Below are 19,427 nucleotides of genomic sequence, written 5' to 3'. Positions count from 1 at the left end.
TTCGGCGAAATCAGCCTATCCGGTCGCTTCCTGACACGTGCAGCCGTAATCATTGCAGCCGATTGTGCCCTCGACACAGATCGGTGCCATGGCCACACAGTCCGATGCCCCCGCACAGGCGCAATTGCCACTATTGCAGGTATAGTCAGCGGTCTCCGGCGGCGGTGTATTGGCGGCCAGGCTGGTGGCGGCCGACGACGAAGTGGATGGCGTCATGGCGCGATGCTGACGATGCCCAGTCGCCCGGCCCGAACTGACCAGAGCGGCCGCCTGCGCATAGTCACCACTTTCCATCGCGGTCTGGAATGCCGGACTGAAACTGGTATCGGTCTGCGTCTGGCGCAAGACGGCGCGTTGCTGGGCATCGGCCAGTGACAGCTCGCCAATGCCAACGAGACCGACTGCCAGAGCCGAGATGATGAGAATGAGTCGAAGCATGGAATATCTCCCCTGAAAACCCCTCGCAGAGAACAGAATACTCCAGATTCCCTTTTGCGGCGAGTCTGTTGCTAGCCGGGCCAGAACTGATAGACCGCCGTGGCGATCAGCGTGCCCAGCGCATAGCCGAACACGCCAACCAGAACGCCCGGCGTCACCAGATCCTTCCAGCCTTTCGCCGCGGCCAGCGCCGGGGCCGTCGTTGCGCCCAGAATGGCGGCATTGGAGGCGGTGATCAGCTCCGGCACGGACAGGCGCAAGAGCGATCCCAGCCCGAACAATACGATCAGATGCACGCCCAGCAGAATCAGCACCAGCACCATGAGGAGCGGCGCTTGCTGGATCAGGGACGGAATGTCGGCCCCCGCCGCAATCGCGGCAAAGAAGACAAAGGCCAGCCCGATGCCCAGCTCATACCCGCCATGGAGTCTGGCCATGGTCTTGGGCATCAGCGTCGCCGGGATCAGCGTCAGAACGGTGATGATGGCATAGCGCCAGTTTCCCGCCTGCCGCGCTGCATCCTCAACGCCCAGATTGCCCAGCAGCCCGCCGAGCAGGCCGGTGAGCATGTCGCCCAGCGCCACAATGGTCAGCGCAAAGGCAATGGTGATGGTCAGGGTGGCCGCCGTCGCCTTGCCGTCTTCTTCGGCCTCGACCTCGCCCTTTGTGTGGTCCCGGGCCGGAAATCTTGTCGCCAGCCAGCGCCAGCCCGGCAGGATGGCCAGAAGCGCCAGGAAGAGGCCGGAGGCCAGATTATCGACCGCTGTCGCCGCTGAAACAAAGGCGCCATCGGCGCGCAGTCCGGTAATGTCCAGCAGCGCGGCATAATTCACCGAGCCGCCGATATAGGTGGCGGTGAAGACCCCGGCGATCCCCGCTTCCTGCGCGCCAAAGTCCAGCACGGAAACCGCCGCAATCGCGCCCAGCGCTGTGCCCAGCGCCGCGACGCCGAAGGCCAGCGTCATGCGGCCGGTTTCAAAGAAGATTTTCTTCAGATCCGCCTTCATCAGGAAAAGCGGGATCAGCACCGGCACGAAATAGGAAAAGACGAAGGAATAGGCCGGCGCGCTTTGCGGGATGATCCGCAGATTGGCCGCAAAGATCGCCAGGAAGATCGCGACCACCGCCCCGGTCAGGACCGCGCCGATGCGGGTCTTCTCGGCGAGGAAGCCGATGGCGGCGATCACGAACAGCCCCGCCATAACGGCGAAATGATTGTCGGCGGGAATCAGCGTGTCCATGATATTGCCTTTCTAGTCGCGGCGTTCAAAGCGGCTGGTCCCGGTATAGCGGGCAAACCCGCCCGCCCCGGACTCCGATCCGGGGCCTGAACCGGCCTCCGCCTCGGCGTCACTCCAGCGCACCAGCGACCATTCGGTCGCAATGACATCGCCCTCGATCGTCCCGGTCCAGCTGGTAATGGAATGACAGGTCTCTGCCTCGGCTCGCCAGACCACGTTGAAGGTGATCAGCGGATCAAAGATGCGCCCTTCCACGGCGTATTCAATGCCCTGACAGGCATAACCTACAGCGCCATTGACGTAGCGGCCGGTAAACCGCCCCTCGCCGTCCATGGCGTCGATATGGAGCATCGAACCGCTCTGGTTTTCCCAGACCGATGGCGTGGGCAGATCATCCGCCAGCACCGGCGCCGTGATCAGGGCGAGTAGCATGGCCAATGCGCGCATCATGCCTCCGCCGCCAGATAGGCATCGGCTTCGACCTCAACGAGGAAGTCCGGCGCCGCCAGCGCGGAAATGCCATAGAGCGCCGAAGCGGGCGGGAAATCGCCGAACACCGCCGAATGCGCACGGGCAAAGGCGGCCTGCGCGTCCGGGCTCATATCGGTGACAAAGACGCGGGTGCGGCGCACATCGCTCATTTTCGCGCCGACTTTCGCCAGCGCGGCTTCGATGATTTCGAGGCAACGCCGCGTCTGGGCTTCCATATCGCCGGGCGCAAAGGGCTGGCCATCTTCTCCCACCGCGACCGTGCCGGAAACCCAGATATGCGGGCCGTCCTTCACGGCGCGGCGATAACCGACGCGATCCTCCCAGACCGCGCCGGACGAGACGCGTTCCACCATGCCTATTCGGCGCCGCTGGCCGAGAGATAATCCAGCGCAATCGCCGTCAGACCTTCGGTCGCCATGGTGATGGAGCTTTCCGCATCCGGCGCAAACAGCGCCGAGTGATTGCCGGGCGCAGACTGGCCGCGGGACTGATACTCGATCAGCGTGTCCTGCGGGGTTCCGCCGACCCAGAACATGAAGATCGGAATGTCCTCTTCCGTCCGGCCATAGCGGGAGAAATCTTCACCGCCCATGACGGGATCCAGCTGGCGCACGGCGAGGCTGCCAAAGCGCTCCTGCAGCACGGCCACGCCGGAGGCGGTCAGGTCCGGATCATTATAGGTGGCCGGCGTATAGGGCTCTTCCACCTCGACAATCGGCAGACGGTCTTCGGGAATACCGGCCGAGATGGCCTGACCGCGCGCAATGCGCTCAATGCCCGACAGCAACAACTCGCGATTGGCATCGGAATAGGAGCGCACCGTGATCTGCAGATGCACCTCGTCCGGGATGATGTTGTGCTTGGTGCCGCCATTGATGGCGCCCACCGTCACCACGCCGGATTCCAGCGGATTGACCTCGCGGCTGACCAGCGTCTGCAGCGCGGTGATGATCTGCGCCGACAGGAGGATCGGATCGCGCCCGACATGCGGGGTAGAGCCATGCGCGCCAATGCCGCGCACCGTGATATCGACCGAGTCGACATTCGCCATGGCAAAGCCCGGCACATAGCCGATCATGCCCGCCGGAATGGCGCCGAATGTGTGAAACGACACCACGGCATCCGGCAGGGGAAAGCGCTCATACAGGCCATCATCCAGCATCATCTGCGCGCCCAGGCCCAGCTCCTCGGCCGGCTGCCCGATCAGCACCAGCGTACCCGACCAGTCCTCGCGGCGTTCCGCCAGCTGGCGCGCCGCCCCGACCAGAGCCGTCATGTGCGTGTCGTGCGCGCAGGCGTGCATCACATGGCTTTCCAGCCCGCGCCGGTCCGTGCCCATCACCGTGGAAGCATAGTCCAGACCGGTATTTTCCTCGATCGGCAGACCATCCATATCGGCGCGCAGCATCAGGGTCGGCCCCTCGCCATTCTCCATCACCGCCACAATGCCGGTGCCGCCGACATTCTCGGTGACCTCAAAGCCCAGCGCCCGGATCTCCGACGCCAGACGCGCGGCGGTTTCCACCTCCATCAGGGACAATTCCGGATTGGCGTGGAAGTGCTGGTAAAGGCTTTCGAGGTTTGCCGAATAGTCAGACTGGATGGCATCGCGCAGATCATCCTGCGCAAAAACGCCGGCCGACAACGCAATCGCAGCCGCAGAAGCAAGTAAAAGGCGCATGTTTTCCCCCTTGGAATCTCTGCCGCGCATAGGACGGCGCACAGCGGTCGCGGTCAAGGGGGTGTGGGGCTCGTCGCTTATCGAGTTTCCATAACGCCAACCAGCACGGCTGCGGCCCCCTCATCGTGGCGCTCTGGGAGACAGCCCACGAATACCAATGGTATCTTGCCGGCTTTCAGATAGGCTCGGATTTCACAACCATAGCAATGGAGAAATCGCCATGGATCCGCAGCTGACGAATCTGATTGTATTCCTGCTCATCGGTCTGGCCGCCGGTTATGTCGCCGGCCTGATCATGAAGGGCCGCCCGTTCGGCCTGATTGGCGACATGCTGCTCGGCGTTGTTGGTGCCTTCGTGGGCGGCTGGCTTCTGGGGGCTGTCGGAGTGGTCGTACCCGGCGGAATTATCGGCACATTCGTTGTGGCGCTGATCGGTGCCGTGCTCATCCTGTTTGTCGTCAGATTGTTGCGCCGCGCCTGACAATTCCTAGCGGGCCGGGCGGCGGTCACGGGCCGCCCCACCTGCAATCATTCACATAATAGCAGAACCACCATCGCAGCCGAATGTGCCGGTTGAGGCCGAAGCGCCGTCATAATGCGCCAGCGGGGCCTCTCCGCTAATTAAAATCCCGCGTTATCCAGTAGTTCTGCTATCCGCCCGCCAAAAACCACCCACCCAAAAATGACGATGAATCCCGCCGTGCGAATCCACCCGCCCAGGGTCAACCCGCCCTGAATCCGCACGCCAATACCGATCAGCACGAAAAAGAGGATGGCCAGCAGGATTTGCACCGCCAGGCTTTCAGCGACAATCATAACGCAAAACACGGCGATTTGCGCGCCGATAATTGCCAGTAACAATACCCTGTTCATCATGACATTAGCGGTCGTTGACACCCTTCAAACTTAAATAAAGCCCGTCACTGACACGTGTATCTGGCTTAACGGCCGGGACTGCGCTTGCCAACAAAATGAGATGAAGTCCCCAACGCATGATTGAAGCCTAGCGGGAGATGCGGGCCGTCGCCAGCCTTAAAGCGGGCCGGGCGTGGAAGACCCGTATTCCCGTCGCGTGCGCCCTCTACTCCATTCCCGGCGCATTTGTCTCACCAGCGCCTCCCCAGATCCACTCACCCTATCCGTTTTCTCCCTCTCCCTGTCCCTCTCTCATCTCCCCCGCTCCATCCCCGCCCTATTGTCTCACTGTGCTAAAACAATATATCGCCGATCCCTGGCCCGCTGCCCCGAAAATGGGGCCGATCGCCCCCTTGCGGGAAACGGGCGAGTCCGGCTTAAACTCGTTCCATGCATGAGGCGATCATCGAGACGGAACATCTGAGCCGCCATTATGGCGATCTGACCGCCGTGGAGGATCTGGGCCTGCGGGTCGAACGCGGTCAGATTTTCGGCTTTCTGGGACCCAATGGCGCCGGCAAGACTACCACCATCCGCATGCTTCTGGGCCTCATCCGCCGCGATGCCGGGAGCATCCGGATTGCCGGGCATGATCTCGCTTCAAACCGCCGCGCAGCCCTCGCCCGCGTCGGCTCCATCGTCGAAACCCCGGCGCTCTATCTCAATCTGACGGGCCGCCAGAATCTGGCCGTGACCTGTCATATGCGCGGCATCGGCAAGACCGATATCGACCGCGTGCTCGACATTGTCGATCTGGCCAAGGATGCGGGCCGCAAGGCGGGCGAATATTCCCTCGGCATGCGCCAGAGGCTGGGCATTGCCCGCGCCCTTCTGGGCGAGCCGGACCTGCTCATCCTGGATGAGCCCACCAACGGGCTGGATCCGGCGGGCATACGCGAAATCCGGCAATTGATCGCCGATGCTCCGGCGCGCTTTGGCACGACGATCCTGGTCTCCAGCCACATGCTCGGCGAGGTCGAACAGATGGCCAGCCATGTCGGCGTGATGAATCAGGGCCGCCTGCTGTTTCAGGGCACATTGACCGATCTCGTCCGCACCGCCCCGCACCGGCTGGAAATCCGGCTCGATGATCCCGACAGAGGCCGGGCCCTGCTGGCCGCTCACTGGCCGGAGGTGGACATATCCGGCACCGGTCTGGTCCTGCCCGGCGTCAATGAGGCTGAGGCCGCTGCCATCAACCGGCAACTGGTCGAGGCCGGGTTGGCCGTCACCGGACTGGCCATCCGCCCGCCTGCGCTGGAGGATATCTTCCTCTCCCTGACAGGAGGACACGCATGACCGGCGTGATGATCGCAGACCTGATCAAGCTGCGCGGCTCGCTGGTCCTGCTGGTCATGGCCGTCCCGCCGGTGATGATGGCGGTGCTGGGCGTGCTGGTGATCATCTCCGGCAATGGCGCCGGCGACTGGCCGCGCACAACGATATCCGGCACGGCGATCTGGGCCTATTTTCTCCTGCCGATGACGGCGACGGGCCTCACCGCCCTCCTCGCCCAACTTGAGCATTCAACCGGCGTCTGGTCGCACATCCTCGCCACCGGCACGCCGCGCTGGCAGATCTTCCTGTCCAAGGGGCTGATCGCCTTTGCCCTGATGGCCGCAACCAGCCTGCTGGTGGGCCTCGCCATATTCGCCTCCGGCCATGTGGGCGGCTGGATGGTGCCCGCCGAAGCGCTCGAAGGCGTCCCGCCCTATGGGCAGGTGGCCTCCATCCTTGCGAAAATGTGGGTGGCGAGCCTGCTCGTCACGGCGTTCCAGCTGGCCATCGCCTTGCGCTTTGCCAGCTTCGCCCTGCCGGTCTCGGTGGGCATTGGCGGCACTTTTGTGGCGGTCGCCGCCACCTCCTCGCAATGGGGGCTGGTCTTTCCCTGGCTGATGCCGGTGAATGTGCTGGCCAGCGAACCGGAGCGCGCCTTTCTGGCCATCACCATTGGCGGCATGGGCGGCCTTGTGGCCCTTGCCGCCATGATCCTCTGGCTCAGCCGCCGGGACTGGGATTAGCGGGGCGCGAAGCGGCGCGGTCCCGTCCTCGCCGGTGATCTGCTTTTAGGCACCTAGGCATCCTTCGCGCGGGACGCAAGCAAGTGCGCCCCAGCCGAAATCCCGAGGAACAGGAACATCAAGCCGAAGGAAACTGGTATCTCCACGCCGCTAAAATCATCCAGATAGCCAAGCCACCGCATAATCACCGGCGTTGGCAGGGCAATTATCGCGGCGACTAGGAAGATATAGGCCACGAATCTTGGTATTCGGGCTTTCATGTTTTCACCCCACAATGATCGCGCATCCGACGACCATACTGGCGCAAATAGTGATCGTAAATCCGGTACTGAGCATGCTCCTCCAAGGTCGCGAGCCCCACGATTCCAGCAGCAAGCCATCCCGGCAGGCCGGTAAAGCGGTTCAGCCCGTCCACACAATGCTCGATCACGCCGGCGGAATAGCCCGCATGGGCAAAGTCCATATTCAGGGCAACACTGGTGTTGGGATTGCTGCGCTCGCGCGTCGCGATCTGGTTCGTCGGCGTATAGCTGAAGCCATAGGTGATATCATCACCGGTCGAATTGAGATCATGCTCGATCTCGCTCTGGTCAAATTCCGAATTGAACGCCTATAACTCTAGAGTTCTAGGATCGATTTGATTCACAATCAAAACTCTCGTCCAATATCCCTCTTGCAAATTCAAGGAAGACATCAGGGTCAGAAAGTTGACTATCATTATACCTGTAGAAATTCGCAGCGCCGCCATCATGATCAAGTGAAATCGTCATCATACCCAATTCAAATCGCACCACCATCCACGCCGGTTCAACGGAACCTGGAACAAGTGACCCATAGAGTTCGTGTTCGATTCCGTCTTCCTGCAGGCGATCGCGCAAGCGTCCCATGAATTGTAGAGTGAGCAAACGGTTGGCGGAAGATTCGCACACAACCAAGGGCTCTCCAGTTGCTCGGCGCGCATTTCCGCTGCAGCTGGCCAGGGCGAGAGAAATTGCGAAACCCAATAAAACTCTAGCAACCTTCATGAAAGTGCCTCGCGTAATCAGCAGCGCGCCCGTCAAGCCTATTGAATATTTTCGGTCCGTAAGAAACCCGGGACACACACCAATTGGCTTGCCTCAGTATGCGGCGGCTTGCACGAGAAATCGGTTGTGTCCTCGCTTTTCGCCCGGGCCGTGTAGCTGGGCGGCGTGTCACCGCCTTCCCCGCCTTATCCGCGCCAGCCTGCCTCCGCATACACTCACCGCCAGCCCAGCGTGGCTCTGCGCGCCTCGCGGGCGGACCTGTCCCCGCAAAACAGTCGGAGACTGTCGGAGAAAACTGGAGAAAACCGGAGATGAACTGGAGACAGATCGGAGACTCACCGGAGGCATGCCGTTGACCGGCAACGCCTTGCCTGACAGGGCTTTGCGCCCGTCACAGACCGGATTTGCCGCGAAAATCGTAGTAGAAGACGAAAACCGCTATCCCCGCAAACCTATCCACGCGGCGCTACGGGCCGCACCGGAACCGGGATTAGCGTCCCTCGCCGCCAAAGCGCTGCGTCCATTCCGCCACCGTGTCGTCATCAATCTTGGCGAACAGGACATCCGGCGGCGTCACGGCGAGCCCGTGCGGCAGGACATCCAGCAGGTCCGCAGCGGGCGCGTTCGGCCAGCTGCGATTGCCCTCCGGCACGCCGAGACAATCCAGAATGATCTTCGCCGAATGGGGGATGATCGGCTGGGCCACAATGCCCATCAGGGCCGCCAGATTCAGCGCCGTGCGCACGCCCACGGCCGCGCGGGCCGGGTCGGTCTTGAAATGCGTCCACGGTTCGGCGCGGGTCAGATATTCATTGCCCGCCGCCCACAGCGCGCGCGTTTCCGCTGCCGCCAGACGAAAGCGCATCGCCTCGTAATTGTGCGCAATCGCGGCCAGGCGCTCATCCACCTCGCGCGCCAGCCACGCTTCGTGCTCGCCGATCTCACCGCCCGCGGGAACCTGTCCGTCAAAGCGCGACTTGGTGAAACGCAAGATCCGGTTGATGAAATTGCCCAGCACATCGGCGAGATCCTTGTTCACCGATCCCTGGAAATGCTCCCAGGTAAATTGCGTGTCCGAGCCTTCCGGCGCATTCGCCGTCAGATACCAGCGCCAGTAATCCGCCGGCAGCAATTCCAGCGCCGTATCCATGAAAACGCCGCGCTTTTCCGAGGTCGAGAACTTGCCGCCATACCAGTTGAGCCAGTTGAACGCCTTCAGCCGGTCCACCGTCTTCCACGGTTCTTCCGAACCCAGAATCGTGGCCGGAAAGCTGACGGTGTGGAAAGCCACATTGTCCTTGCCCATGAACTGGACATAAGTCACATCGCCTGCGCCCTTGTCGGTGCGCCACCAGCTCTCCCAGTCGCCGCCATTGGCCTGCGCCCATTCCTCGGTCGCGCCGATATAGCCGATGGGCGCATCAAACCAGACATAGAAAACCTTGTTTTCAAAGCCCTCGCGCACCACGCCGTCGCGCGCCACCGGCACACCCCAGGACAGATCGCGCGTGATCGAGCGATCGCGCAGCCCCTCTTCCAGCCATTTATTGGCAATCGACACCGCCAGAGACGGCCATTTGTCCGCCGCGTTATCGACCCAGGCGCGCAGCTTCGGCTCCATCTTCGTTTGCAGCAGATACAAATGCCTTGTCTCCCGGACCTCGATATTCTTGGACCCGGAAATCTTCGAATAGGGTTCCTTCAGATCCGTTGGCTCCAGAAGACGCCCGCAATTATCGCACTGGTCGCCGCGCGCGCGCTCGAAGTCGCAATGCGGGCAAATGCCCTCCACATAGCGGTCGGGCAGAAAGCGGGCATCATCCACCGAATAGACCTGGCTGTCCGTGCGCTCCTCGATCAGGCCCTTGTCTTCCAGAACGCCGGCAAAATGCTGGGTCAGGCGATAGCTCGGTTCATTCGAGGTGCGCCCGAAATGATCATAGCTGAGCGCAAATCCCTCGCCCGCCTTGCGCTGGATGTCGTGCTCCTTGTCGCAATAGGCGCTCACATCCATGCCTTCCGACGCTGCCGCCAGCTCGGCGGGCGTGCCATGCTCATCGGTGGCGCAGATATACAGGACCTCATGGCCGCGCAGGCGCTGGAAGCGCGCATAGACGTCCGCCGGCAGCATCGATCCGGCGAGATTGCCCAGATGCTTCACCCCGTTGATATAGGGTAGCGCGCTTGTGATCAGATACCGGGCCATTTTTGCTTCGCCTCAATTTCAATTTGTGCTTAGGGTTTTCGCCTGCAGCGCGCCCCTGATCGGGGCGGGCCCGATTCCAGCGCGAGACATACGCGCGAAAGACTGGGGAGAAAAGAGCATGGACATTTTCGGAATCAATATCATCGCAGTTTTACTGGCAACGCTCGGCTTCATGGTCGTGGGATTTGTCTGGTACGGACCGCTTTTCGGCAAGCGCTGGATGGCGCTCAATGGCTTCACGCCCGAGAAGATGGGCGACGTCAACGTGCCGGTCATGATGGCCAAGGGCCTGACCAATTCGCTCGTTGCCGCGATCGGCCTGTCGCTGGTCCTGAACTGGAAAGGCGCGGAAGGCCTGCTGGCCTCCGTGAAGACCGCCTTCCTCGTCTGGCTGTTCTTTTCGGCGACCACGGCGCTGCTGGCGCATATCTACGAAAAGCAAAAACTGGAACTGACATTGATCCACTTCGGCAACCAGCTGACCGCATATCTGCTGGCCGGGGCCATTATCAGCTTCTTCTGACGCATTTCAGCGATGCCCGCTTGCAGGCGGGCATCGCTGCGCTATAAGCGTCGCCGGGGCCGGCTTAGCTCAGCTGGTAGAGCACCTGATTTGTAATCAGGGGGTCGGGGGTTCGAGTCCCTCAGCCGGCACCATTTTCCTTGCATCATTCCATCGCATTTTCTCGCGCCGCAGCGAGAAAAATCCTAATTCCGTTGCTAATTATGAATTTGAGTTCATAGTCGCCTCGCAAGTGAATTATAACCTTCGGGGAAAAATCTATGCAGAAACATCATGTTGCGCTCGGCGCAGCACTTTTGTCGGTGGCGTTTTTGACCGCACCGACCCAAGCTCAGAACTATAATCTGAACCCGACCTACGGGACCTATAATCTCCGGTCCGGCTTTTTGCCTGACCCCCAGACCATCAATGTTGTTGCCGGTGGGCCGAATAATGTCGCTGCAGCCACAGGCGGCCAGTGTCGCGGCTATGCCGCAGAGGCACCGGACGTTCGCATCAATTTCTCTGGCGGTTCGTTTGACCGTATCAATTTCTCGGCGCTCTCCAGTGCCGACACCACGCTGATCGTCAATGATCCGAATGGCACCTGGTGGTGTGATGATGACAGCGGCAATGGTCTCAACCCGTTGATCGAGCTGACACCGATCAGCGGTCAGTATGACATCTGGGTCGGCACCTATAGCCCGAGCACTGCACAGGCAACGCTGGCGATTTCAGAGCTGCCCTATGGCAGTGCACCGGTGCGGCAACCCGCACCAGTCATGCCGGCTCCGGTTTCCGGACCGAACTACAATCTGAACCCGACTTACGGCACGTATAATCTGCGCTCGGGCTTCCTGCCTGATCCGCAAACCTTCCAGGTCGTTGCGGGCGGCAATAGTGATGTCAGCTCGATGACGAATAATCAGTGTCGGGGCTATGCCGCCTCCGCACCGGATATCCGTATCAACTTTACCGGCGGTTCATTTAACCGGATCAATTTCTCGGCGCTGTCGAATGCCGACACCACGCTGATCGTCAATGATCCGAACGGCACCTGGTGGTGTGATGATGATAGCGGTAATGGGCTCAACCCATTGATCGAATTGACGCCGATCAGCGGTCAGTATGACATCTGGGTTGGCACATACGGCCCGAACACCGCACCAGCCACTTTGGCCATTTCAGAACTGCCTTACGGCAGCGCGCCGGTCACAGCGCCGCCGCCTCGTCCCGCTTCCGGCCCGGACTATTCCCTGCCGCCAGCCTACGGCACCTACACACTGCGGTCCGGCTTCACGCCGGATCCGTTTGAAGTACGGGTAGTGGCCGGGGGCCAAAACAGTGCATCTGACTGGAGCGGTGGCCAGTGCGCCGGATTTGTCGCCGACGCACCGGACGTCCGCCTGATGTTCCAGGGTGGTTCTTTCCCCGAGCTCTATTTCTCGGTGGGGTCCAATGCCGATACGACGCTTGTGATCAATGATCCCAATGGCAATTGGCATTGCGATGATGATAGCGGAAATGAAGGACTCAATCCCTTGCTCCGCATGGCACCGATCAGCGGTCAGTATGACATCTGGGTCGGCACCTATGGCCGATCCACGGCGAACGCTACGCTCTCTATTTCAGAGCTCTATTCGCGCTAGTCGTGATCGCTGACTAGCAAGCGCCGCCGGGATACTCCCGGCGGCGTTTTTCTTTGACGCATCGCGCAAACAAAAAAGATCAAAGCAGGCAATTATTGTTTTGGTCCAAGGCCGGTCACGTATAGGCTCCCATCCTCAAGGGGGAGTGTTCATGCGTTATATTCTGATCGGCAGCGCTATTGTCGTTGCAATCGCTCTGGCCATCGGTCTTTACGTGACCGGCGTGATGCAGGGCTGGTACGGGCAACCCCGCGGTCCCGGCGAAATTACCGGCGACGCCATCCCGCAGGAAGCCATCGAGGATCGCATCGCGCGTATCCAGGCCGCGGCAGAAGCGCTCGGTGAATCAGACGATACGGAAATCCTGTTTGGCGATTTGCACGTCCACTCGACATTCTCGACCGATGCCTTTGTCTGGGCCCTGCCACTATTGCGCGGAGAAGGCGCCAACCCCATAGCCGATGCCTGCGATTTCGCCCGCTATTGTTCGGCCCTCGATTTCTGGGCCGCAACCGATCACGCGGAAGCGCTCACCCCGACACGTTGGTCGCAAATTATTGATTCCGTCCAGCAATGTGCGGCGAGATCCGATGCTGACGGCATTCCGGATGTTATTCCGTTTGTTGGTTTTGAATGGACCCAGGTCGGCGCTTTGCCTGAAGACCACTACGGCCACAAGAATGTTATCTTCCGCACCCTCGACCCGGCTGAGATAGCCGCGCGGCCCATCGCAGCGGCGGGCGTGACCGTTCGCGCTCTGCGCGACAATGCGCAGGCCATGTTGCCGCCTGAAATCGCTTTTCTCGATCTGGCCAACCGCCAGAATTACTATGATTTCGGCCGCTTCGTGCAGGATGTCCGCGATGTGCCGCTCTGCGATGAAAATACGCCATCGGGCGAACTCCCGTCTGAGTGCTATGAGATCGCGGCGACACCCGGCCAATTGGTCGAACGACTGGAAAGCCAGGGCCTTAACCCATTAATTATTCCGCACGGTAGCGCCTGGGGGTTCTACACGCCGCCCGGAACAAGTTGGGACAAGCAGCTGGAACCTGAAGAGCGACCGGAGCTCATGCGCCTGATCGAAGTGTTTTCGGGGCATGGAAATTCGGAGGAATACCGTCCATGGCGACGCATCGCCGGAGATATGGGTAATCCCGTTTGTCCGGAACCGAGCGACAATTACCTCCCGTCCTGCTGGCAGGCCGGTACGATCATCGAACGTCGCTGTCTCGCAGAAGGTCTCTCCGACGAGGTTTGTGCGGATCGGGCGTTTGAAGCCCGCGAAAATGCTGCTTTTGTTGGTCTGGCGGGACATCTGACCATTCAAGGCGAAAGCATTGAGGACTGGCTGGACGCTGGCCAGTGCCGCGACTGTTTCCTGCCGGCCTTCAATCTTAATCCGCTGACCAGCGTGCAATACGGACTGGCCCTGACCAATTTTGATGAAGACGGAGAGGAATACCGGTTCCGCTGGGGCTTCATCGGCTCATCCGACACCCACACGGCGCGCCCGGGCACGGGCTACAAGCCTTTCGGGCGTCACTACATGTCTGATGCCGGCGGCGCCGAAAGCCAGAATGTTGCCGAGCGGATTATTCCGCCCGATGCAAGTGCGCCCGCTCAATCCTTGCGCATTACCCGCGAGGATCTGATCGCCAATGCCGGCTTCCAGATGACTGAAGTCGAGCGGCAGGCAAGCTTCTTCACGTCCGGCGGACTGGTCGCTGCCCATGTGAGCGAGCGCTCCCGCGACGGCGTCTGGAATGCGCTGCAAAACCGGCAGGTCTACGCGACATCCGGACTGCGTCAGCTCCTGTGGTTCGATCTGGTGGATGAAAACGGCGTTAGCCTGGCCGGTATGGGCGCAGAGGCCGAGCTCGTGGACAATCCGGTCTTCAGGGTCCGGGCCGCGGGCTCTCTGCGCCAGAATGAAGGTTGTCCCGATTATTCTGTCCGGGGTTTGACGCCCGACCGTCTGCAACAGCTTTGCCGCGGCGAATGCTATAATCCCGGCAATGAGCGCTACCACATCACCCGCATTGAAGTCGTGCGCATCCGCCCGCAAGTTTTCGAGGGTGAGCCGGTCGATAATCTGATCGAGGACGTTTGGCGCACCCTGCCCTGTAATGATCTGGGCGAAGGCTGCGAAGTCGAGTTTACGGACCCGGATTTCGCGTCGGGTGGCCGCGATGCGCTCTATTATGTACGCGCCATTCAGGAGCCGTCCGGTCAGGTCAACGGCAATAATCTTCGCTGCACCTATGACGAGAATGGCCAGTGCATCGAGGTCAATCCCTGTTACGGCGACTACCGCACGGATATGGAAGAAGAGTGCATTGCCGATGTCGAACATCGCGCTTGGTCTTCGCCCATTTATCTGACTCATTTGCAGCCGCCCGCAATCGTCGAGGATGCTGAATGACGCTGCCGAAATGGGCGTTGGCAGCCGGTGCGCTAGCCGGCGGTGCGATGGTTCTGACGAGTGTGCTATGGACCGGCGATAGCGGCCTCAACCGCGGCGAAACTGCCGCCGCAATCGTCAATGGTGAGGCTATCCCGGTTGAAGATGTCGAGATTGCGCTGGAGGCCATGGCGCGAGACAGCCGCAATGCCCTGCCCGAGGAATCGGCCCGGCGGGCACTGGATCGCCTCATCGATGAGGAATTGCTGTTCCAGCAGGCGATGGCGCTGGATCTGCCGCGCAATGCCTCGACCGTGCGGCGCACCATTGTGATGACCATGATTGATCTGGCGCAGACCAGCGTCGATTCCACGCCCAGCGAAGCGGAATTGAGAGCCCTGTTTGAAGACAGCCCGGAGTATTTTGTGGCCGAGAACCGCTATCGCATTCGCTGGGAATCGGCGGCAAGCGCCGAGGGTGCGCGCACCCGGCCGGCCGCGCATCCGCCTAACCGCATGCTGACCCCGACCGATCTGAGACGCTATCTGGGCGAAGACCTGACAGCCGCCATGCTCGACCTTGAAGATGGGCAAACCATCGGCCCGGTTGAGAATAACGGCCGGTATCACTGGATTTCCGTGATCGGGTTTCAGCGGGCAGGGCAGCCCGATTTCGACGATCATCGCGACCGCGTTGAAGCGCTCTGGCAGGAACAGGCCGCCGAGGCCGCGCTCGAATCCTATATCGCGGACCTGAGACGTCAGGCGGATATCCAGATCCAGCCCTTCGCCGACGAATGATGCGCCTGATCCTCAGCCTGTTTTTACTGGTGTTCGCCCCCAGCACCGCGCAAGCCCATGAGCGCAGCCGCTCCAATTCCGTGTGGATCGAGACCGAGACAGGAGTTACGGGGCAGATATTTCTGGATGCGCGGCAAGCCACCCTTTTTCTTTCCCTGTCAGAAGTCGGGACGAGCCTCGAAGCGGTTTATCAGCAACGCCTGATAGATGGTCTGCGCGTCAGCCGGGGCCCCTCGGCGTGCACGCTGAACAGCCCGCCCATGGTTCATTTGCGCGCGGATGGCCGGCTGGAAGGCCGGGGCAATTGGGAGTGCCCGGAAGCCGGACCACTCGAGATAGACGTACAGGTTTTCTCGCCGCTTTCGGCCAACCATGTCCATTTCATCAGGCTTCAGACCGAAGACGGCGTTCAGGAACGTATTCTGGCCCGCGGACAGACGACGGCAGACTTTTCAAACGATGGCCATGCCGGCCCGGCGGGCTGGACCGGTTTTCTGGTTCTGGGCTTTGAACATATCCTTGGCGGGCCGGACCATGTCGCCTTTGTGCTGGGGCTGATGCTGATCGTGACGGGCTGGAAACGCCTGACCATGGTGACGTTGGGCTTCACCCTGGGCCACTCTGTCACGCTGGCGCTGGCGGTGCTCGGCTGGGTATCACCGCCGGGAGCCGCGATTGAATCCCTGATCGGATTTTCCATTCTCTTTATCGCGGCTGAAGCCGCCTTCTCGAAACCATCCGAATTCCGTCAGGCCGGTTGGGGCGGTGCAGGCGTATTGCTGGCGCTGGCTGCCTTATCCGCCCTCGTAGGCGGATTGCTGGCCTGGCCGGTCTGGCTCGGCCTCATCATTCTGACGGTGTTTTATTATAACTGGCTGGGACAGGGCGGCCGTGTCGAACTGGCTGCGCCTCTCCTCAGCGGCGGTTTCGGGCTGGTCCACGGTGTCGGATTTGCTGGTATCCTCCTGGAGATCGACATCGCCGAAGGCCAGCTTCTGCCCTCCCTGTTCAGCTTCAATGTCGGCGTAGAGCTGGGGCAGATCGCCATCGTGGTGACGGTTCTGGCCTTGCTCGCCGGATTAAGGCTGTTTGCCCCGGAACGCGCGCTTTACTGGGGCCGCTCCATGATGATTGCCGCGCTGGCGGGCGTCGGAACCTTCTGGTTTATCGGCCGCGCTTTCGGCGCCTAGCTTTCGTCCAGCCATTCACCGGCCTGCCACAGTCGGTCCTGTCCGAAAGTGGATTGATCGCCGACGCGGAAAGACGGCACCCCCCACAGGCCCAGACCGAACATCTCCTGCCGGTTGGCTTCCACCGCCTCGCGCCAGCTTTCGTCGCTAATCGCGGCCTGCGCATACGCCCAGTCCAGACCGGCGCGCTCAACCATGATCCGCAAGCCTTTATCGGTTGCGGCATTCAGACCTTCGGCCCAGACGCCCCGATGGAAGCTCTGCGCAAAATCAACGCCTTTCCCGTCCGGAATGGCGTGATGCAAAATGGCGAGACCACGCTCCACGCCCGCGCCCACCGGGTCTTCAATCTTGCCGAAAGGGATGCCCTGCCGTTCCGCTTCCCGCTTGCAATCGCGGACGATGTAGAGGCGCTTCTCCGACGGCACGGGCAAGGATCGCATCACCATCGGCAGGATCGGCTTCAGGACCAGATCAGCCTGCCACAGCCGCGCCAAATCCGGCGCGCGCATCATCGCCAGATAGCTGTAGGGGCTGCGCAAGGAAAAATACATATCGAACGATCCGCCCGTCGCGCGGGTCGGCTCGATCCGCGGGGGAAAGCGCAACGCGCGTTCATGCGCGCCCAGACGTCGCTCAAGATGATGCAGGCGATCAATGCCCCAATACCACTCACCCTCGAACCAGATCATGCCGCTGCCATAATGGCCGAGCTTCTTTCGCAAGGCGGCATTTGCGACAGGGTCCCCTTCCGGGATGAGCCGGACGTCCGCCGCTGCGATGCCATAGGCCGCGCGCAAGCTCGCGGCATCGCGCTTTGAATAGGCGGCTAGCTTCTCCGGCTCGGGAGCCGCAGATTTCTCCGGCGGCGGCACGGTCAGTGCTTTCAGTTCCAGCCCGTAATGCTCCGCAAAAGCGGGCAGCACATCGGCCAGCAATTCGGAATACGGCTCCCCCGGCTCCAGAAAAACGAGCAAGGTCCGCGACTGCCCTGTCAGCGCGCGCTTTCCCGCATGCCACCCCCTCACCGCCGCGCGGATACGGCGGCTCGTGATCAATTGTGTGGCGATCGTTCGCGCGCTCACGCCGAAGGCATCCGGCAGGGTATGAGGAGCTGGCCCTCAAGACCGGCCTTGCGATGAACGGCGATCTCCTGGAATTCCGGCGTCAGGCTGATCTCGGCCAGCGTCTTGGGCGAAGGATAGGTCATGATCGCCACCATATCCCACGCCTCGTCCAGCTCACCGATCAGCAGCGGAAGAGCGTCGCCGGAAAAGTCCAGCGTGCCGCCGGCATCCAGCACCAGCTTGGTCATCGGGACAGCATAGCGAAAATACGCCTCCTTGCCGGAGATGTCCGCTTCGCGCCCGTCCGGATAGGCCGCCGTTTTCCGGAATTTGAGCAGGTTCAGCATGGAGACTGGTGCATCGCCCAGTTCCAGGAACGCTTTCAACTGGGCCTCTTCCGGTTCAACAGCGTTTTTCATGAATGATCCCTCCACTTTAACCGCAGGAGGCCCAATGGCAGAGCGTTCGTCAACCAAAAGCGTTGTTCAGGCCTGAACCTCATCCAGCCCAAGCGCCAGAATGGCCGCCAGAACGGCCATGCCGGACATCAGAAACAAGACGGCGATGACGCCTGCAAAGGCGGCCAGCACACTGAAGAATCCGCCGGCCAAAATAACGATTCCGACAATCGTGTTGGAGAGCGCCGTATAGGCCGCGCGGGTCTCGGCCGTCGCCATATCGGTCAGATGGGTCGAGCGCCCCAGCCGCACGCCCTGATAGGCAATCATGATGATGAAAATCATCGCCGGCAGCGCATAGAGCGGGTGCAGCAGCCCCGTCAGACCCAAGGCGGCGCTGATCGCCAGAGCGAGCCCGCCGGTCAACCCGGCATAGACCAGCACTTTGCGGCTCGACCGGTCGGATAAACGCCCCCAGACATAGGCGCTGAGCAGGCCGGCCAGTGCAGAGGCAAGCACCAGCGCACCCAGCGGCAGAATGTCCTGCGCACCCGAGGCGGCGGCGATCATGAAGGGCGGGGCGAGTGCCGTTGCCGTGAGCAGCGACCGCACCAGAATGAAGCGCCGCAACTGCGCATCGTCTTTCAGCCAGACAAGATTTTCCATCGCAGCGACAAAGGCGGCCTTGCCACCCTCGGTGGCACCGGGCGCTTCCTTCAGGGTGGAAAACAAGGCGGCGGCCAGCATCCATGCCGCCCCGGCCAGAATGATAGCGATCACCACGAGCTGGAACCGGTCGACAAGGCCCGACGCCAGCAATGCCGCGAACACGATGACGCCGCCGGACGCGATGGATCCCGCTAGCCCGGTCGCCGTGCCGCGCCGCGATTTATCGACCGTCTTGCCGAGCACGTCCTTGTAGCAGACCGAGCAGACACTGCGCGCAAGGGCGAGCACGGCCAGTGCGGCGAGAATGGCAAAGCCCGCCGCCTGCCCTTCCAGGAACAGCGCTATGAGCGCAATGACCAGCGCGGCAGCCCCCTGCACTGCCGAGCCAATTGACCAGGCCCATTTGCGTTTGCTCAACCGCCGGAGTGCGCCCGCCGTGAACAGCTGTGGCAGCAGCGCACCCGCCTCACGGATCGGCACCAGCAAGCCCACCATCGCCGCCGGCGCGCCCAGCGCCAGCATCAGCCAGCTGAGGACAAGTTTCGGGTCGATCAACCCGTCAGCAATCTTGGTGAGCGAGAGCGAACCGACATGCCGGAAGAAGTTTCCGGCCTCCTGATGACAGGCGCTTTCGGGGATATCGCGGCAGGCGCGCCCCTCATCATCAATCGCAACAGCCTGAAAGGCTGGCCGGAGCCAGTCGGAGGTAGATGAGTCAGCCATGGCGAA

General features: G+C 61.4%; 20 protein-coding genes and 1 tRNA gene. 10 read left to right on the top strand and 11 right to left on the bottom strand.

What is annotated here, in order from left to right; translation table 11 throughout:
• Nucleotides 1-15: 15 nt before the first annotated feature.
• The 5 genes from P0D52_RS04975 to P0D52_RS04955 all read right to left on the bottom strand — a co-directional run bounded on the left by P0D52_RS04975 (nt 16) and on the right by P0D52_RS04955 (nt 3,852).
• A complete protein-coding gene (locus P0D52_RS04975) occupies nt 16-438 on the bottom strand; it encodes a hypothetical protein (RefSeq protein WP_394694333.1) in 423 nt (140 codons plus the stop codon).
• 71 nt (nt 439-509) lie between these two features.
• On the bottom strand, nt 510-1,679 hold the full coding sequence (locus P0D52_RS04970; RefSeq protein WP_394694332.1) for a DUF819 family protein: 1,170 nt from the start codon (nt 1,677-1,679) through the stop codon (nt 510-512).
• 12 nt (nt 1,680-1,691) lie between these two features.
• Nucleotides 1,692-2,129, bottom strand: coding sequence for an avidin/streptavidin family protein (locus P0D52_RS04965; protein WP_394694331.1), 438 nt, complete (start codon nt 2,127-2,129; stop codon nt 1,692-1,694).
• Nucleotides 2,126-2,524, bottom strand: a complete 399-nt coding sequence (locus P0D52_RS04960) for a RidA family protein (RefSeq protein ID WP_394694330.1) — start codon at nt 2,522-2,524, stop codon at nt 2,126-2,128. Before P0D52_RS04960 ends, P0D52_RS04965 begins: the two co-directional genes overlap by 4 nt.
• A 2-nt stretch (nt 2,525-2,526) precedes the next feature.
• Nucleotides 2,527-3,852, bottom strand: coding sequence for an amidohydrolase (locus P0D52_RS04955; RefSeq protein ID WP_394694329.1), 1,326 nt, complete (start codon nt 3,850-3,852; stop codon nt 2,527-2,529).
• Nucleotides 3,853-4,072: 220 nt separating this feature from the next.
• Here P0D52_RS04955 and P0D52_RS04950 point away from each other — a divergent pair, with 220 nt between their 5' ends.
• Entirely contained in the window at nt 4,073-4,333 is a 261-nt protein-coding gene (locus P0D52_RS04950; RefSeq protein WP_394694328.1) for a GlsB/YeaQ/YmgE family stress response membrane protein, read from the top strand.
• Between the two features lie 140 nt (nt 4,334-4,473).
• On the opposite strand, the gene P0D52_RS04945 is transcribed toward P0D52_RS04950, so the two are convergent.
• Nucleotides 4,474-4,668 (bottom strand): hypothetical protein, encoded by a 195-nt coding sequence (locus tag P0D52_RS04945; RefSeq protein WP_394694327.1) that lies wholly within the window; start codon nt 4,666-4,668, stop codon nt 4,474-4,476.
• A gap of 489 nt (nt 4,669-5,157) precedes the next feature.
• On the opposite strand from P0D52_RS04945, the gene P0D52_RS04940 reads away from it, so the two are divergent.
• From P0D52_RS04940 to P0D52_RS04930, 3 genes are all read left to right on the top strand, one after another.
• Nucleotides 5,158-6,066 carry an ATP-binding cassette domain-containing protein gene (locus tag P0D52_RS04940; protein ID WP_394694326.1) on the top strand — a complete coding sequence of 303 codons (909 nt, stop codon included), beginning with the start codon at nt 5,158-5,160 and terminating at the stop codon, nt 6,064-6,066.
• Nucleotides 6,063-6,788: an ABC transporter permease gene (locus P0D52_RS04935; RefSeq protein WP_394694325.1), complete on the top strand. Its 726-nt coding sequence runs from the start codon at nt 6,063-6,065 to the stop codon at nt 6,786-6,788. The genes P0D52_RS04940 and P0D52_RS04935 overlap by 4 nt, the downstream gene beginning before the upstream one ends.
• Before the next feature lie 241 nt (nt 6,789-7,029).
• Nucleotides 7,030-7,404, top strand: a complete 375-nt coding sequence (locus P0D52_RS04930) for a hypothetical protein (protein ID WP_394694324.1) — start codon at nt 7,030-7,032, stop codon at nt 7,402-7,404.
• A 10-nt stretch (nt 7,405-7,414) separates the two neighbouring features.
• On the opposite strand, the gene P0D52_RS04925 is transcribed toward P0D52_RS04930, so the two are convergent.
• Together P0D52_RS04925 and metG are read right to left on the bottom strand one after the other, a co-directional pair.
• Entirely contained in the window at nt 7,415-7,813 is a 399-nt protein-coding gene (locus P0D52_RS04925; protein WP_394694323.1) for a hypothetical protein, read from the bottom strand.
• A 490-nt stretch (nt 7,814-8,303) separates the two neighbouring features.
• Nucleotides 8,304-10,019 (bottom strand): methionine--tRNA ligase, encoded by a 1,716-nt coding sequence (gene metG / locus P0D52_RS04920; RefSeq protein WP_394694322.1) that lies wholly within the window; start codon nt 10,017-10,019, stop codon nt 8,304-8,306.
• Nucleotides 10,020-10,137: 118 nt separating this feature from the next.
• On the opposite strand from metG, the gene P0D52_RS04915 reads away from it, so the two are divergent.
• The 6 genes from P0D52_RS04915 to P0D52_RS04890 all read left to right on the top strand — a co-directional run bounded on the left by P0D52_RS04915 (nt 10,138) and on the right by P0D52_RS04890 (nt 16,564).
• Nucleotides 10,138-10,542: a DUF1761 domain-containing protein gene (locus P0D52_RS04915; RefSeq protein ID WP_394694321.1), complete on the top strand. Its 405-nt coding sequence runs from the start codon at nt 10,138-10,140 to the stop codon at nt 10,540-10,542.
• A gap of 58 nt (nt 10,543-10,600) precedes the next feature.
• Nucleotides 10,601-10,676: transfer RNA gene (locus P0D52_RS04910), tRNA-Thr, on the top strand.
• 126 nt (nt 10,677-10,802) lie between these two features.
• A complete protein-coding gene (locus tag P0D52_RS04905; RefSeq protein WP_394694320.1) occupies nt 10,803-12,170 on the top strand; it encodes a hypothetical protein in 1,368 nt (455 codons plus the stop codon).
• Between the two features lie 151 nt (nt 12,171-12,321).
• Nucleotides 12,322-14,595, top strand: coding sequence for a DUF3604 domain-containing protein (locus P0D52_RS04900; protein WP_394694319.1), 2,274 nt, complete (start codon nt 12,322-12,324; stop codon nt 14,593-14,595).
• Complete coding sequence (locus P0D52_RS04895) at nt 14,592-15,374, top strand: SurA N-terminal domain-containing protein (protein ID WP_394694318.1); 783 nt, start codon at nt 14,592-14,594, stop codon at nt 15,372-15,374. The genes P0D52_RS04900 and P0D52_RS04895 overlap by 4 nt, the downstream gene beginning before the upstream one ends.
• Entirely contained in the window at nt 15,371-16,564 is a 1,194-nt protein-coding gene (locus P0D52_RS04890) for a HupE/UreJ family protein (RefSeq protein ID WP_394694317.1), read from the top strand. Before P0D52_RS04895 ends, P0D52_RS04890 begins: the two co-directional genes overlap by 4 nt.
• Here the strand turns inward: P0D52_RS04890 and P0D52_RS04885 are convergent.
• The 3 genes from P0D52_RS04885 to P0D52_RS04875 form a co-directional block, all read right to left on the bottom strand.
• Nucleotides 16,561-17,649 carry a 2-hydroxychromene-2-carboxylate isomerase gene (locus P0D52_RS04885; RefSeq protein WP_394694316.1) on the bottom strand — a complete coding sequence of 363 codons (1,089 nt, stop codon included), beginning with the start codon at nt 17,647-17,649 and terminating at the stop codon, nt 16,561-16,563. The genes P0D52_RS04890 and P0D52_RS04885 overlap by 4 nt on opposite strands.
• On the bottom strand, nt 17,646-18,050 hold the full coding sequence (locus P0D52_RS04880; protein ID WP_394694315.1) for a DUF1330 domain-containing protein: 405 nt from the start codon (nt 18,048-18,050) through the stop codon (nt 17,646-17,648). Before P0D52_RS04880 ends, P0D52_RS04885 begins: the two co-directional genes overlap by 4 nt.
• Before the next feature lie 66 nt (nt 18,051-18,116).
• Nucleotides 18,117-19,421 carry an MFS transporter gene (locus P0D52_RS04875; RefSeq protein ID WP_394694314.1) on the bottom strand — a complete coding sequence of 435 codons (1,305 nt, stop codon included), beginning with the start codon at nt 19,419-19,421 and terminating at the stop codon, nt 18,117-18,119.
• Nucleotides 19,422-19,427: the final 6 nt, after the last annotated feature.

Source organism: Hyphobacterium sp., from assembly GCF_043584775.1.
In the GTDB taxonomy this organism is placed as follows: Bacteria; Pseudomonadota; Alphaproteobacteria; order Caulobacterales; family Maricaulaceae; genus Hyphobacterium.
The sequence above is the reverse complement of the archived record's forward strand: the minus strand, read 5'-3'. Positions and strand labels throughout refer to the sequence as shown.

Coding starts and splice junctions, on each gene's coding strand:
- P0D52_RS04895 (WP_394694318.1), top strand. CDS start 14,592: ATGACGCTGCCGAAATGGGCGTTGGCAGCCGGTGCGCTAGCCGGCGGT.
- metG (WP_394694322.1), bottom strand. CDS start 10,019: ATGGCCCGGTATCTGATCACAAGCGCGCTACCCTATATCAACGGGGTG.
- P0D52_RS04900 (WP_394694319.1), top strand. CDS start 12,322: ATGCGTTATATTCTGATCGGCAGCGCTATTGTCGTTGCAATCGCTCTG.
- P0D52_RS04975 (WP_394694333.1), bottom strand. CDS start 438: ATGCTTCGACTCATTCTCATCATCTCGGCTCTGGCAGTCGGTCTCGTT.
- P0D52_RS04890 (WP_394694317.1), top strand. CDS start 15,371: ATGATGCGCCTGATCCTCAGCCTGTTTTTACTGGTGTTCGCCCCCAGC.
- P0D52_RS04905 (WP_394694320.1), top strand. CDS start 10,803: ATGCAGAAACATCATGTTGCGCTCGGCGCAGCACTTTTGTCGGTGGCG.
- P0D52_RS04880 (WP_394694315.1), bottom strand. CDS start 18,050: ATGAAAAACGCTGTTGAACCGGAAGAGGCCCAGTTGAAAGCGTTCCTG.
- P0D52_RS04935 (WP_394694325.1), top strand. CDS start 6,063: ATGACCGGCGTGATGATCGCAGACCTGATCAAGCTGCGCGGCTCGCTG.
- P0D52_RS04925 (WP_394694323.1), bottom strand. CDS start 7,813: ATGAAGGTTGCTAGAGTTTTATTGGGTTTCGCAATTTCTCTCGCCCTG.
- P0D52_RS04875 (WP_394694314.1), bottom strand. CDS start 19,421: ATGGCTGACTCATCTACCTCCGACTGGCTCCGGCCAGCCTTTCAGGCT.
- P0D52_RS04940 (WP_394694326.1), top strand. CDS start 5,158: ATGCATGAGGCGATCATCGAGACGGAACATCTGAGCCGCCATTATGGC.
- P0D52_RS04915 (WP_394694321.1), top strand. CDS start 10,138: ATGGACATTTTCGGAATCAATATCATCGCAGTTTTACTGGCAACGCTC.
- P0D52_RS04955 (WP_394694329.1), bottom strand. CDS start 3,852: ATGCGCCTTTTACTTGCTTCTGCGGCTGCGATTGCGTTGTCGGCCGGC.
- P0D52_RS04950 (WP_394694328.1), top strand. CDS start 4,073: ATGGATCCGCAGCTGACGAATCTGATTGTATTCCTGCTCATCGGTCTG.
- P0D52_RS04965 (WP_394694331.1), bottom strand. CDS start 2,129: ATGATGCGCGCATTGGCCATGCTACTCGCCCTGATCACGGCGCCGGTG.
- P0D52_RS04960 (WP_394694330.1), bottom strand. CDS start 2,524: ATGGTGGAACGCGTCTCGTCCGGCGCGGTCTGGGAGGATCGCGTCGGT.
- P0D52_RS04945 (WP_394694327.1), bottom strand. CDS start 4,668: ATGATTGTCGCTGAAAGCCTGGCGGTGCAAATCCTGCTGGCCATCCTC.
- P0D52_RS04970 (WP_394694332.1), bottom strand. CDS start 1,679: ATGGACACGCTGATTCCCGCCGACAATCATTTCGCCGTTATGGCGGGG.